12 protein-coding genes and 1 riboswitch are annotated in these 14,368 nt (G+C 47.9%); all 12 genes read left to right on the forward strand.

Features of this window, described 5'->3' with window-relative positions; translation table 11 throughout:
• Positions 1 to 54: 54 nt before the first annotated feature.
• Entirely contained in the window at positions 55 to 486 is a 432-nt protein-coding gene (locus tag WQ57_RS11775; protein WP_046523971.1) for a hypothetical protein, read from the forward strand.
• Positions 474 to 761 carry a YxcD family protein gene (locus tag WQ57_RS11780; RefSeq protein ID WP_046523972.1) on the forward strand — a complete coding sequence of 96 codons (288 nt, stop codon included), beginning with the start codon at positions 474 to 476 and terminating at the stop codon, positions 759 to 761. Before WQ57_RS11775 ends, WQ57_RS11780 begins: the two co-directional genes overlap by 13 nt.
• Positions 762 to 880: 119 nt before the next feature.
• Positions 881 to 3,469 carry a DEAD/DEAH box helicase gene (locus WQ57_RS11785; protein WP_046523973.1) on the forward strand — a complete coding sequence of 863 codons (2,589 nt, stop codon included), beginning with the start codon at positions 881 to 883 and terminating at the stop codon, positions 3,467 to 3,469.
• A 69-nt stretch (positions 3,470 to 3,538) separates the two neighbouring features.
• Positions 3,539 to 4,807 (forward strand): LysM peptidoglycan-binding domain-containing protein, encoded by a 1,269-nt coding sequence (locus WQ57_RS11790; RefSeq protein ID WP_046523974.1) that lies wholly within the window; start codon positions 3,539 to 3,541, stop codon positions 4,805 to 4,807.
• Positions 4,808 to 4,905: 98 nt separating this feature from the next.
• Positions 4,906 to 5,055, forward strand: a riboswitch (FMN riboswitch).
• 159 nt (positions 5,056 to 5,214) lie between these two features.
• On the forward strand, positions 5,215 to 6,303 hold the full coding sequence (ribD, locus tag WQ57_RS11795) for a bifunctional diaminohydroxyphosphoribosylaminopyrimidine deaminase/5-amino-6-(5-phosphoribosylamino)uracil reductase RibD (RefSeq protein WP_046523975.1): 1,089 nt from the start codon (positions 5,215 to 5,217) through the stop codon (positions 6,301 to 6,303).
• A 4-nt stretch (positions 6,304 to 6,307) separates the two neighbouring features.
• The gene (gene ribE / locus WQ57_RS11800) at positions 6,308 to 6,958 is read left to right on the forward strand and encodes a riboflavin synthase (protein ID WP_046523976.1); all 651 of its coding nucleotides are present in this window, start codon (positions 6,308 to 6,310) and stop codon (positions 6,956 to 6,958) included.
• A gap of 12 nt (positions 6,959 to 6,970) precedes the next feature.
• Positions 6,971 to 8,164: a bifunctional 3,4-dihydroxy-2-butanone-4-phosphate synthase/GTP cyclohydrolase II gene (locus WQ57_RS11805; protein ID WP_046523977.1), complete on the forward strand. Its 1,194-nt coding sequence runs from the start codon at positions 6,971 to 6,973 to the stop codon at positions 8,162 to 8,164.
• 17 nt (positions 8,165 to 8,181) lie between these two features.
• A complete protein-coding gene (gene ribH / locus WQ57_RS11810) occupies positions 8,182 to 8,652 on the forward strand; it encodes a 6,7-dimethyl-8-ribityllumazine synthase (RefSeq protein ID WP_046523978.1) in 471 nt (156 codons plus the stop codon).
• Positions 8,653 to 8,757: 105 nt separating this feature from the next.
• Positions 8,758 to 9,516 carry an exodeoxyribonuclease III gene (locus WQ57_RS11815; RefSeq protein ID WP_046523979.1) on the forward strand — a complete coding sequence of 253 codons (759 nt, stop codon included), beginning with the start codon at positions 8,758 to 8,760 and terminating at the stop codon, positions 9,514 to 9,516.
• A 622-nt stretch (positions 9,517 to 10,138) separates the two neighbouring features.
• Positions 10,139 to 10,777 (forward strand): transcriptional regulator CcpN, encoded by a 639-nt coding sequence (ccpN, locus tag WQ57_RS11820; RefSeq protein WP_046523980.1) that lies wholly within the window; start codon positions 10,139 to 10,141, stop codon positions 10,775 to 10,777.
• A 23-nt stretch (positions 10,778 to 10,800) separates the two neighbouring features.
• Complete coding sequence (locus WQ57_RS11825) at positions 10,801 to 11,622, forward strand: pyruvate, water dikinase regulatory protein (protein ID WP_046523981.1); 822 nt, start codon at positions 10,801 to 10,803, stop codon at positions 11,620 to 11,622.
• A complete protein-coding gene (ppdK, locus tag WQ57_RS11830) occupies positions 11,622 to 14,297 on the forward strand; it encodes a pyruvate, phosphate dikinase (RefSeq protein WP_046523982.1) in 2,676 nt (891 codons plus the stop codon). Before WQ57_RS11825 ends, ppdK begins: the two co-directional genes overlap by 1 nt.
• Positions 14,298 to 14,368 lie beyond the last annotated feature (71 nt).

Consider the following 14,368-nt stretch of genomic DNA (forward strand, 5'->3'; position numbering starts at 1 on the left):
TCCCATCCATACGTATAGTAAATGTTAAGAGAAATTAGATTTGGGAGGAATACGATGCTCAAAAAATTATTGTCTGCTTTCGTAGCTATCATGATCATGTTTTCGCCAGCAGGGAACTATGTTTTCCAAGACCTGCAGCAAACGGAGGTAAGTGCGAAAAAATATCGTTCCGGTTCGAAAAACTTCAATAACAACCGGACAACCAATCAAGACCGTCAAAATGACACCGTCAATCGAAACACCAACACTAACACTACTAACCGGGCCAATACAGCCAATAATGGCGGTTTGATGAGAGGAATCATGTATGGCGGGCTTGCTGGACTATTATTCGGCGGGCTTTTGGCTGGAATGGGAGGACTTGGGCCAATTTTCGGAATGATGGTCAATATCCTGGCGATCCTTGTGGTATTCATGCTGATTAGCAAAGTGATCTCTTCGATTAGAAGGAACATGAGAAGGGATGAAGATCAGTGGCGTCGCTAAAAATTGACGAACAGGATATTGTGAACGCCATATGCATTTATATAGCAGATAAAAAGCAAATCGCACCAGACGAGGTAACAGTTGAACTCATGTATGATGACGATTATGGCTTTTCGGCAGAAACCTTTGTGAATGGAAGGCAGCAAATCCTGGTTAAACAAAATATGATCGAAGCCCTTAGAATGTGGCTTGATCAGGAACTGGGCAGAGACCCTTTTTCCGGAATCGAGCTGGTTCTCGACGATGAAGAAGGCATCATTGCCTATATAAGGTAAGCAAAATGTATGGTGCAGGACACCGCTCCTGGGCATATGGAATGAAAAGTTTTGGCCTGTCCTTATGCGGACAGGCTTTTTACATATAATAGAAAGAAACGGAGAAAGGGGACACGCAGATGAGCAAACTGGAACAGGTCTACCCTGCCGCCATTGAACAAACCAAACAAAAATTAATCGAAGATTTAGATGCGTTCATGGAAAGGCAGGATGCTGTGCCGTCCTTTCATGATTATATGGAAGAAAGAAAAGCTTTCATTGATCAGATTTGGATCAATATATGGCTTAATAAAGCGTCCAACGATGTGCCCAAAAAAGAGAAAAAGCAATTACTGAACGAAAAAGGCTTTGTGACAGATGGAGTAGATAAAAAAATCATTAATAAGCTTTTTCGGGAGGAAATCCGGTCGATGATGGTTTTTAATGCTGCTTCCTGGCTGGAACAAAGGTTTACAGGCAAGGAGGAGGAATGGGAGCAGCGTTATGAAGCAGCAAGGCAAAAGTTCTTTTTGCGCCAGGAGAAGGCCAAACTCGATAAGGAGCGCTCTGAGTTCACAGGAAGGCTGGCCGATTGGACGCGCCGTCATACAGAGGAGAACTTTGATTTATTTTACCTGCATGCGAGGCATTATGCTGCCAGACAGATTAAGCATGATTTTGTCCACAACCAGCGATATGCCTATGTGGAAGCTTACAGGCTGGAAGAGGCCCTTGTGGAGGATGGAAACTTTGAAACGCGGGATTATGTGACAGCAGGAGATTTTTTTGAGGAGCTGACAGGCGGGATTTCGTCGGATTGGAGCAGCCGCTCTTTTGGATATGAAACGTATTACGAGCATTATGAGAATGGAGTTCTGGAATTTGTAAGTGTGATGATTCCTGAAAAATTGGCCGGAGATATTCCGCTTGAATTCAAGGAAGAATATAAAAAACTTTATAACCAGGATTTGAATCCGGAAAACCTTTTCAGACTGATTGATTCGGAATGCTATGAGTTGGCAGAAGATATGACTTTGGAATTAGCTGGGGAATACCTGGAAGATTTATTGCAGCTTGCAGAGCTGCCCTTCGAGGAGAAGCTGCACCAGCAAATATTTGAACGCAATAAAGCAGAGCGTGCCCGGAGAAAAGCAGAGGAGGAGGCTGAGGCTGAAAGGAAAAGGGGAGAAGAAGCCAGGGTCATGGAAGATATATTTGGCACGGCCTACATCCCCTCAGTAGGCTCGCGGGTGCGTTATGTCCTGCATATTGGCGAAACCAATACCGGTAAGACGCACAGGGCTCTTGAAAGCATGAAGCAGGCAGAAAGCGGGCTGTATCTTGCGCCTTTGAGACTCCTCGCCCTTGAAGTTTACGACAAGCTAAACGAGGAAGGAGTTCCCTGCTCCCTTAAAACGGGTGAGGAAGAAAAGCCGGTTGCAGGTGCCAAGCATGTCTCAAGTACAGTGGAGATGTTTCATGAGAAGGATTTCCATGACGTGATTGTAATCGACGAAGCGCAAATGATTGCCGACAAGGACCGCGGATTTTCATGGTATCGGGCCATCACCAAGGCAAATGCCAGGGAAGTGCATATCATTGGAAGCTACAATATCAAACAAATGCTGTTCAACCTGCTCGAAGGCACTGAAATTGAACTGCATGAATACAGCCGGGACGTACCGCTGGAAGTAGAACAGAAAGAGTTTGAACTTAAACAAACCAAAAAAGGGGATGCGCTCATCTGCTTCTCCCGCAAACGCGTTCTGGAAACGGCGGCGAAGCTTCAGCGCAGCGGGCATTCTGTCAGCATGATTTACGGCAGCATGCCGCCAGAGACTAGAAAAAAACAGATTGAAATGTTCAACAGCGGCAAGACTACAGTGGTTGTTGCGACAGATGCAATTGGAATGGGATTGAACCTGCCAATTCGAAGGATTGTTTTTTTGGAAACAGAGAAGTTTGACGGGACGAGGAGAAGGACGCTGACTTCACAGGAAGTGAAGCAAATTGCAGGCCGTGCAGGAAGGAAAGGGATATACAATGTTGGCAAGGTAGCGTTCTCGTCGGATATTAAGCGGATGAGCAGGCTGCTTGAAAAAGTGGACGAGCCTGTACAGACTTTTGCAATTGCCCCGACTGCCGCCGTGTTTGAGCGGTTTGGGCATCATTACCGTGACCTGGGCGTTTTCTTTGAGCTTTGGGAGAGGTTTGAACCGCCGAAAGGGACCAAAAAGGCCTCTCTCTCCGAAGAGCGGGAGCTGTATGAATTAATAAAAGGCACTCCGATTGAAGTACGATTTTCGATGATGGACTTATATGGATTTTTGCATCTTCCTTTCGCGGCGAAGGAGCACCTTCTTGTCCGCCAGTGGCTGGAAACGATGATGGCAATAGCAGACGGAAGGGAACTGCCTGACCCGGTCATTAAAAAGAAAGGGCTGGAAGATTCCGAGTTGAGCTATAAAGCGATCGGGCTGCACCTGTTATTCCTGTACCGTTTGGGCAAGCGGACTGAAGCTGTTTACTGGGAGAGGCTCAGGGATGAAATTAGCGATGAAGTGCATGATCATTTAAAAGATGAGGTAGAGAATTATCAAAATAAATGCAAGAAATGCGGCAAAAAGCTGCCAGAGAATGCAAGGTTTCCCATTTGTGATGCCTGTTACCATCGGAGATCCAGCCGGGGAAGGAGCCAGGAGCGCAGCGCCGGCAGGAGAAGAAGGTAAACAGCTGTTAGCATATTAAGGCTTTGTGGCCATAAACTAGTTAATAAAAGACGGAAAAGGAGGGCTGTGATGGCTGTCCATGTGGTGAAAAGCGGGGAATCCCTATGGGCCATTTCGCGCATGTACGGTATATCCATCCGGGAAATCGTCTCAGTAAACGGCCTGCCTTCTGCTAATTCGCTCGTTCCCGGGCTGGCTCTCTTCATCCCTCAGCCCCAGCAGATGTACCAGCGGGTTCATCGAGTCCGCCCCGGCGATACATACTGGAAGCTGGCAGTCGAATACAATACCAGCATCAGTGGAATTGCCACAGCCAACCCCGGATTGAAGCCTGGCGAACTAAGGGTTGGCCAGATTATTGAAATACCTTCTCCCCTTAAGCTGGAAATGGAAACGCTCGGATTCATTGTTCCATATTCAGCACAGTCCTTTCTGTCGCAGCTGCCATCGCTTGCCCCCGATCTGACTTACCTGGCTGTAGCGGCCTATTCTTTTACTGAGGAAGGATACGTCTATGTCCAGCTGGAAGACAGGGAAATTGTTGTGCGAAGCCTGCAGCTGAATGTCAAGCCGCTGCTCATGATCCGCAACCTGACTGCAAACGAGTTCAGCGCTGGGCTGGCGGGAAGGGTATTGTCCAATCCTGCACTCAGAAGGAACCTTGTATCAAGCCTGTCCAATTTGACCCGTGAGCGGGGCTACAGCGGTGTGAGTATCGATTTTGAATTTATACCCCCGGCCCAGCGAAACGACTTTCTATTTTTCCTTACCGAATTAAAGCAGGCTCTTGGCAGCCTAATTCTCCATGTCAATGTTCACGCCAAGACAGAAGACATCCCCGCTAATCCCATCATTGGTGCATATGATTATCGCGGCATAGCATCCATAGCCGATATTGTAGCCGTGATGACGATTGATTATGGTTATCCCGGCGGACCTCCTGACCCAATTTCCCCTTTGTGGTGGGTGGAACAGGTGATTGCTTATGCAGTGGGACAAATCCCGCCTAAAAAGCTGCAAATTGCCATGCCGCTTTATGGATATGACAAGGTCATTCCAGGAAATCTTACTTTGGCAAGGTCTTTGCTCGCTTCCCAAAATCTCGCTATTTCCAATTGGCGTCCAATCCAGTTTGATTTACGGTCTCAATCCCCTCATTTCCGCTACCGGCAGAATAATCAGGAACATGTCGTTTGGTTCGAGGATATCAGAACCACTATTGCAAAGTTCAGGCTGATCGACATATACGGGTTAGCGGGAACGACCTTTTGGCAGCTTAGCCTTCCTGCCCCGCAAAACTGGGCCTACATTCGTAATGCTATACAGGTGGTTAAATAACTTTTAAAAGAGAGAGGCGTTTTCTCTCTTTTTTAAATTTTAAGGACTTTTTCCTTTTCAATTATGATGGTTTATGCATATAATAAGATTTAAATATAATATTCCTTCGGGGTCGGGTGCAATTCCCAACCGGCGGTGATGAAGTGAGCGAGTGCTTCTTAGTCCGTGACCCGGTTAACTTACGTTAAGCGGTGGATCTGGTGAAACTCCAGGGCCGACAGTAAAAGTCTGGATGGGAGAAGGAAAAAATTTTTCAAAACAGGGTTTTTATTGGGACAAGTGTGCCCATTTGTTACCCTTAATTTCCTATTGCCATTTTAAGGACCCCAAAGCATCGGTATGATGTTTTTGGGTCCTTTTTTAGTTGAAACAGGTGAAAAAGCCCGTAGTTGGAAGGAGACTTTTGGATGAGCGATCAGGAATACATGAAGCTGGCGATTGAACTGGCCAGGAGTGCGGAGGGCCAGACCTCTCCAAACCCATTGGTTGGAGCGGTTGTAGTGAAGGATAATGAGATTATCGGGATGGGGGCCCATCTCAGGGCTGGCGAACCACATGCCGAAGTCCATGCGATTAGAATGGCGGGTGAAAAGGCAAAAGGAGCCACGATTTACGTGACTCTCGAGCCATGCAGCCATCATGGGAAGACCCCCCCATGCGCCGACCTTATTATTGCTTCAGGCATTGAAAGAGTTGTGGTCGCCTCAACCGACACCAATCCGCTTGTAGCCGGACGGGGCATCGGCAGGCTGAAAGATGCCGGAATCGAGGTAGAAACAGGAGTTCTTGAAGAGGAAGCCCGAAGGATGAACTCAATCTTTTTCCATTTTATCGAAAGCGGCTTGCCCTTTGTAACTTTGAAGTCGGCTTCCAGCCTGGACGGGAAAACAGCGACGGTAACAGGGGAAAGCAAATGGATTACCGGGGAGGAAGCCCGGCGCGATGTCCATGTGCTCCGCCATCAGCACGATGCCATTTTGGCGGGAGTCAATACGGTAATCATGGACAATCCAAGCCTGACAACCAGGCTGCCTGGCGGAGGCAAAAATCCCGTCCGGATCATCCTCGATTCTACTCTTCGCATCCCGCTTGATTCCCATGTAGTGATGGACGGAGAGGCACCGACCTGGGTGATGACCACCCGGAGGGCGGACCCTCAAAAAATGGCCGACCTGGAAGCGGCAGGTGTACAGGTGGTTCAGCTGGACAGCGAAGTGCTGGATATTCCCGAAATGCTGCAGATACTAGGCAAAAAAAGAATCACTTCCATTCTTGTGGAAGGCGGGGCAGAGGTGCATGGAAGCTTTCTTTCAGCAGGTACCTTTCAGCAGGTGATCACCTATATTGCTCCGAAGCTCATTGGCGGGAAGCTGGCCCCATCTGTTTTTGGCGGAGAAGGACTGAAACAGATCAGTGATGCCGTGTCGCTGGAAATTGAAGAAGTAACCATGGTTGGCAAGGATATTCGAATTGTTGCCGTACCGAAAAGGAGTTGAAGCCATGTTTACTGGAATAATTGAAGAAATAGGGACCATTGCCGGAATCCGCCGGACAGGGCCGATGTTTGAAATCTCCATCCATGCCGAAAAAATCCTAAAGGATGTAAACCTGGGCGACAGCATTTCCATCAATGGCGTCTGCCTGACGGTTACTGATTTTACAACTGGAAGATTTTCTGTTGATGTCATGCCTGAAACGGTTAAAGCAACCAATATAAGGGAACTAAAGCCTGGCTCCAAGGTGAATCTGGAGCGGGCCATGGCAGCAGGGGGCCGTTTTGGCGGGCATTTTGTTTCAGGTCATGTGGATGGAATCGGAACGATTGTCCGGAAAGAGCGGCTGGAAAATGCGGTTTACTATGAGATTCAAGTGAGTGAGGACCTGGCTTCGGGGATGATCATGAAAGGATCAGTTACCGTCGATGGGACAAGCCTGACGATTTTCGGAGTGACAGAGAATACCTTTACCATTTCATTGATTCCCCATACAATGGCTGAAACCATTATTGGCCAAAAGGAAGCCGGGGACCAGGTGAACATTGAATGTGATATGATTGGCAAATATGTGGGACATTATTTAAGGAATACCGGTGTCGGCGGGAAAAAGCAGGATATTACAAAGAGCTTTTTGGAAGAGAACGGATTCGTATAGGGAGGGAAGCAGATGTTTGACAAAGTTGAAGAGGCCATCGAAGATTTGAAAAATGGAAAAATCGTGATTGTCTGTGATGATGAAGACAGGGAAAATGAAGGGGATTTTATCGCCTTGGCCGAAAAAACGACTCCTGAAACCATCAACTTCATGGTGACGCATGGCCGGGGGCTGGTTTGCGTACCGATTGAGGAAGAACTGGCAAAGAAGCTGGAACTGAATCAGATGACCTATCAAAATACCGATCCCCACGGAACAGCATTCACCATAAGCGTGGATCATAAAAGCTCCACTACGGGAATCTCTGCTCATGAAAGAAGCAGGACGGTTCAGGAATTAATCAATCCCGATTCCAAGCCTGCCGATTTCAAACGGCCGGGGCATATTTTTCCGCTGATTGCCAAAAAAGGCGGAGTACTTAGAAGAGCAGGGCATACAGAAGCAGCTGTAGACCTGGCAAAACTGGCTGGTTCCGCACCGGCAGGCGTAATTTGTGAAATCATGAATGAAGATGGGTCAATGGCCCGTGTTCCGCAGCTTCGCGCCATTGCGGACAAGTTCGGCCTTAAAATGACCACCATCAAGGATCTTATCAAGTATCGCAACAAAGAGGAAAAGCTGGTCCAAAAAGAAGTGGAGATTGACCTGCCAACGGAATTCGGAGACTTCAGGGCTGTCGGCTATACCAATGTCGTCGACGGCAAGGAACATGTCGCCTTGGTGAAAGGAGATATATCCACCGAAGAACCGGTACTAGTCAGGGTACACTCGGAATGTCTGACAGGCGATATTTTTGGGTCCTTCCGCTGTGACTGCGGACCCCAGCTGCACGCTGCCCTGACCCAGATCAACGAAGCTGGCAGGGGCGTTCTCCTGTACATGCGGCAGGAAGGGCGAGGAATTGGCCTTATCAATAAGATGAGGGCATACAAGCTGCAGGAAGATGGATTGGATACCGTTGAGGCGAACGAGAAACTCGGGTTTGGTCCCGACCTTCGCGACTATGGCATTGGCGCCCAAATCCTCAGGGATCTTGGCATCAGACAGATGAAGCTGCTGACAAACAACCCAAGGAAGATCAGCGGCCTGGGCGGCTATGGCCTTGAAGTGACGGAACGTGTCCCGCTTCAAATGGAAACAAAAAAAGAAAATGAACACTATTTAAAAACAAAAAAATCGAAGCTTGGACATATGCTTCATATTTGATTTTAGGAGGATGCAAAATGGGAAAAATATTTGAAGGAAATCTGGTTGGATCTGGACTGAAAGTCGGCATCGTTGTGGGCCGTTTTAATGAATTCATTACTGGCAAGCTCTTGAGCGGCGCACAGGATGCGTTCAGAAGGCATGGCGTTCTTGAAGAGGATGTGGATGTAGCCTGGGTTCCTGGAGCTTTTGAAATCCCGCTGATCGCACAAAAGCTAGCGAACAGCGGCAAGTATGATGCCGTCATCACGCTTGGTACAGTCATCCGCGGATCGACACCACATTTTGACTATGTATGCAACGAAGTGGCAAAAGGGGTTTCAGCTGTAGCGCTGAACAGCGGCATTCCGGTCATTTTCGGAGTGCTTACAACCGATTCCATTGAACAGGCGATTGAAAGAGCCGGCACGAAAGCAGGCAACAAGGGCTATGAAGCGGCTGCATCAGCCATTGAAATGGCCAATCTGGCCAGAAGCCTTGAACAGTAAAAACTGGGTAAGGCAAGTTGCTTAGCTGCAGTTTGTTTCTGTATTATAATGCAAAGGGGACGGCCATTTGGCTGTTCCCTTTATTTCATTAAAAGGGGAAGAAGAATGAAACTGGTATCCTGGAATGTAAATGGGCTTAGAGCCTGCTGCAATAAAGGTTTTTTGGATTATTTCAAGGAAGTGGATGCAGATGTTTTCTGCGTGCAGGAAACAAAGCTTCAGGAAGGTCAGATCCAATTGGAGCTTGGTGAGGGCTATCAGGATTATTGGCATTATGCGGTGAAAAAGGGGTACTCTGGAACAGCGGTTTTTACCAGGGTTGAACCTCTCTCAGTTAAGTACGGGATTGATATGGAGGAATATGACTCGGAAGGCCGCGCGATTACGGTGGAGTTTGAAGGCTTTTACCTTGTCAATGTGTACAGTCCCAATGCGCAGCGGGACCTCGCGAGACTGCCGTTCAGGCTTGCATGGGAAGACAGGCTGAGGGAGTACCTGCTTGAACTGGATGAGGCCAAGCCCGTCATATTATGCGGGGATTTGAATGTTGCCTTCTGTTCCATTGATCTTAGAAATCCGAAATCCAACAAAGGGAACTCAGGTTTTACGGATGAAGAACGCGGGAAAATGGCTGAGCTGCTGGATAGCGGCTTTGTCGATTCCTTCAGGCATTTGCATCCAGACAAGGAAGGCGCCTATACGTGGTGGAGCTATATGAACAAGGTCCGTGAGCGGAATATCGGATGGCGGATTGACTATTTCATTGTTTCAAACCAGCTGGCATCCTCGATAAAAAAAGCGGAAATCGATGCGCATATCATGGGCAGCGACCACTGTCCGATCTTGCTTGAACTGGAGTTGTGATGAAAGCAATATATTATGATTCTAAGAAGCTTTTAATAACTGCGGTTACTCATTTATAAAGAGTTGTGGTTCGAAATGCAGTTGAAAGGCAGAAAACGTAACCGAGAGGGGATTGTATTAACATTAAGGAAGTTCCATACTGGGTTTGAGTAATAAACGGAAAATTTCCAGTTATATTTGGAAATGGCCATATTTCCTGCAATATAAGGGAGGTTTTTCCGTTTATCTTAATAAAATCCATAGATTTAGCTCTAAAAAGAGAAGTTAGACGGAATTTCTCCGCTAATTTAGGCTTTTTAAGCCCCTGGTACATACATTAACCGGATTTTCTCCGCTTATGAAATGCCATTCATTATTGTAAAACCTTCATAATCACAAAAAGATGCAGTCCAATTCATTTGCGAATTGGACTGCATCTTTTTTGCACAAATTAAGGATTACTTACTGAAAAAACGCCCGGATGTAACTCATTTTCAATACAAATGTTAGCAATTTTGCCACAAAAATAAAAAATTACTTGTGCCGATATATGTTTAAATGTAATATACTATATATAAATAAGCATAACACAATTAGATTTATCAATCTCTATTATTATATCCTATTGGGCTGCTGAGGGGCGGTGAATTCAATTAAACTATCAAAGCGACAGGAGGAAATCCTGCATATCGTGAGAGAAGATGGACCCATTACGGGAAAGCAGATAGCCGACAGGCTCTCATTAACAAGAGCAACTTTACGTCCGGATCTCGCCATTTTGACGATGGCCGGAAATCTTGAGGCAAAACCCAGGGTGGGCTATTTCATCAACCCCCAAAGCGCTTTCAAGCAGGATGCGGCCAGTCTGGCAAGCCAGCTTGTGGGAGATTACAAGGCCCACCCAATTGTCGTACCCAAATCGGCTTCCGTCTACGATGCAATTGTGCAAATTTTCCTTGAAGATGTAGGAACTCTTTATGCAGTGGACAAGAATGGGCAATTGGCTGGAGTCATTTCCAGGAAAGACCTGCTGCGGGCCGCTATTGGCAACAGCAATCTTGAGGAACTTCCGGTCAGCGTCATAATGACGAGGATGCCCAATGTGATTACGGTCAGTCCTGATGAAACTCTGCTGGAAGCAGGAAAAAAGCTGATCCAAAACCATATCGACTCCTTGCCGGTAGTCCGGGAGGTGGACCAGGAAAACCAGCTTTATGAAGTTATCGGAAGAATTACAAAAACGACCATTACCAGAGCATACGTTGAACTCCTTGATTATTAACCTTGAAAGGATGTGAGCAGTCTTTGAAGCAGAAGGAAGCAGTTTATGTGATTTCCGACTCGGTCGGCGAAACAGCCGAATTTGTCGTTAAGGCCGTTGCCACCCAATTTAACGGGGGCAGCGTGGATATCCGCCGCAATTCCTATGTGGAGGATGCCGAAGATATTGAAGATGTGATTATATTGGCCAGACAGAACAACCGGTCCATTATCGCCTATACGCTGGTCGTACCCGAGTTGAAACGCTACCTGGACCGGCGGGCTGCCGAAGAAGGCATCCTTGCGATTGATCTTCTCCAGCCGCTGATGAAAGCGTTTGAGCAAAAATTTGAAAAGGCTCCAAACCAGCAGCCGGGTTTAATGAGGAAGCTGGATGACGAATATTTTCGTAAAATCGAGGCAATTGAATTTGCTGTTAAATATGATGATGGCCGTGATCCACGGGGAATTATCCGGTCCGACATTGTGCTGATCGGGGTATCAAGGACATCCAAAACCCCATTGTCCATGTATTTGGCTCATCAAAGATACAAAGTCGCGAACGTGCCGCTTGTCCCGGAAGTCAAGCCGCCTGAGGAACTTTTCAATGTTCCCCGCAATAAATGTGTCGGGCTCGTCATTTCCCCAGATAAGCTGAATGAGATCCGCCGCGAACGCCTAAAAGCCCTTGGTCTCACATCACAAGCCAATTACGCCAGTTTTGAACGGATTCTTGAAGAACTGGATTATGCTGAAAAAATCATGAAGAGGGTGGGCTGCCCGGTCATCAATGTTTCCAACAAGGCAGTTGAAGAAACAGCCAGCCTGATCCTGGACATTTTGAAAAAAGAGAGGAGCCATACATAATGACAAAATTTGTGTATATGTTCAATGAGGGAAAAAGTGACATGAAAGAGCTTCTGGGCGGAAAGGGTGCCAATCTCGCAGAAATGACCAGGATCGGCCTCCCTGTACCTTTTGGTTTCACGATTTCAACTGCAGCCTGCAATGCCTATTACGAAGCGGAAAAGAAAATCCCGGCCGAAGTCCAGGCGCAGGTTCTTGAAGCATTGACCACCCTCGAAGAAAATACAGGGAAAAAGCTGGGTGACCTCAAACGCCCTCTTCTCGTTTCTGTACGTTCCGGAGCAGTTTTCTCCATGCCGGGTATGATGGATACAATCCTGAACCTGGGCATGAATGATGAAACAGTGGAAGGAATGGCAATGCTGACTGGTAATCCGCGGTTTGCCTATGATTCCTACAGGCGCTTCATTCAGATGTTTTCCGATGTCGTCCTCGATGTGGACTCGTTCTTTTTCGAGCAGCTTCTCGAGGAAACAAGAGAAGAAAAAGGATATTCGACCGACCCGGAACTTACAGCAGAAGATTGGAAAGAAGTGATTGCCGGCTATAAGCGGATTGTCAAGAAGCACACCAGAAAAGAATTCCCGCAGGATCCAAAAGAACAATTGTTTCTGTCCATCAATGCCGTTTTCGATTCCTGGAACAACCAGCGGGCTATCGTTTACCGCAGGCTGAATAAAATCCCCGGCCATCTTGGCACAGCTGTCAACATTCAAAGCATGGTGTTCGGAAATATGGGGAACGACTCCGGGACAGGTGTCGCCTTTACCCGCAACCCATCTACCGGGGAGCACCTTTTATATGGCGAATACCTGATCAATGCCCAGGGAGAGGATGTGGTCGCGGGAATCCGGACACCGCAGCCAATACAAACACTGCGCAATGAGATGCCGGAAGTGTACCAGGAGTTTGCGGACACCTGCATCCGGCTTGAACAGCATTACAAGGATATGCAGGACATCGAGTTCACTGTCGAACGAGGGAAGCTGTTCATCCTTCAGACCCGCAACGGAAAACGGACTGCCCAGGCAGCGATCCGCGTGGCGGTCGAAATGGTCAAGGAGGGAATCATCGGCAAAGAGGAAGCGCTTCTTCGGGTTGATCCTGACCAGCTGAACCAACTGCTTCACCGGCGGATTGACGACCAGTTTGAACGGACCCAGCTCGCCAAGGGGCTCCCGGCTTCACCAGGCGCTGCTACCGGAGAGGTGGTATTTGATGCAGACGAAGCCGAGGCGTTAACCAAGGATGGAAGAAAAGTCATCCTGGTCAGACCGGAAACGACACCGGATGATATTCACGGTATCGTTGCAGCCCAGGCGGTTGTTACAAGCCGCGGCGGAATGACCAGCCATGCCGCCGTTGTTGCACGCGGGATGGGAAAAGCGTGCATCTGTGGCTGTGAGAGCATGAAGATCGATGTAAAGGCAAAGGAATTTTATGTTGGAGAAACCATCGTTAAAGAGGGAGAAATCATCACGATTGACGGAGCAACAGGGGAAATCATGCTTGGCGAAATCCCGATGATCGAGCCTGAGCTTTCAAAGGAATTCCAGGAGCTGCTGGGCTGGGCTGATGAAGTTCGGGAGCTCGGGGTAAGAACGAATGCCGACAATCCCGAAGACTCCCTGAAAGCCCGCGAATTTGGTGCAGAAGGAATTGGCCTGTGCCGGACAGAGCATATGTTCATGGATGCAGCCCGTGTTCCGATTGTTCAGGAAATGATCCTTGCTGAAACGTTTGACGAGCGCCGGGCTGCCCTCGCTAAGCTCCTGCCGATGCAGCAGGAGGATTTTGAAGGCATTTTTGAAGCGATGCAAGGCTATCCAGTAACCATTCGCCTGCTCGACCCGCCGCTTCACGAATTCATGCCGGATAAAGAGGAACTGTTGGTTGAGACGGCCAGGCTGCAATTGACAGACCCGGGATCGCCTGAGCTGAGGGCAAAGGAGCAACTGCTGAAAAAGGTGCGCCAGCTGGATGAGTTCAATCCGATGCTTGGCCACCGCGGCTGCCGACTGGGAATGATCCACCCGGAAATTTACGAAATGCAGGCAAAGGCGATTTTCTATGCAGTAGCTGGGCTTGCGGATAAAGGAATTGCCGTAAACCCGGAAATCATGATTCCGCTTGTCGGCCATGTGAATGAACTCAAGGAAATGAGAAAGCTGGTGGAAGAAGCAGCTGATGTGGTCAAAACGGAAACAGGCAAGGAATTCAGTTATACCATTGGTACGATGATTGAGATTCCCCGGGCAGCGATTACGGCCGACCAAATTGCTGAAGAAGCGGATTTCTTCTCCTTCGGCACAAACGACCTGACTCAAACGACGTTCGGCTACAGCCGGGATGACGCCGAAGGGAAATTTTTGCAGGCTTATATTGAAAATAAAGTGCTCCCTGAAAATCCATTTGCGGTTCTCGACCGTGAAGGAGTCGGCAAACTGGTCGAAACCGGTGTGAAGCTTGGAAGGCAGACAAAACCGGAATTAAAAACCGGAATTTGCGGCGAACATGGCGGCGAGAAAAGCTCGATTGAATTCTGCTACCAGGCAGGACTCGATTACGTAAGCTGCTCTCCTTACAGGGTACCCATTGCCCGCCTCGCTGCTGCGCAAGCAACCATCAGGCATAAGGAACATCGGGAAAACAGGCCGCTTCAGGTTCAAATCTGAATAAAGCGAAGCAGGAAACGGTGCGAAATTGCACCGTTTTTTTATGTATGTTTGGCCTTGACCAATGGGAC

Origin of the sequence: Mesobacillus campisalis, from assembly GCF_000986785.1 — a bacterium.
GTDB lineage: Bacteria > Bacillota > Bacilli > Bacillales > Cytobacillaceae > Mesobacillus_B > Mesobacillus_B campisalis.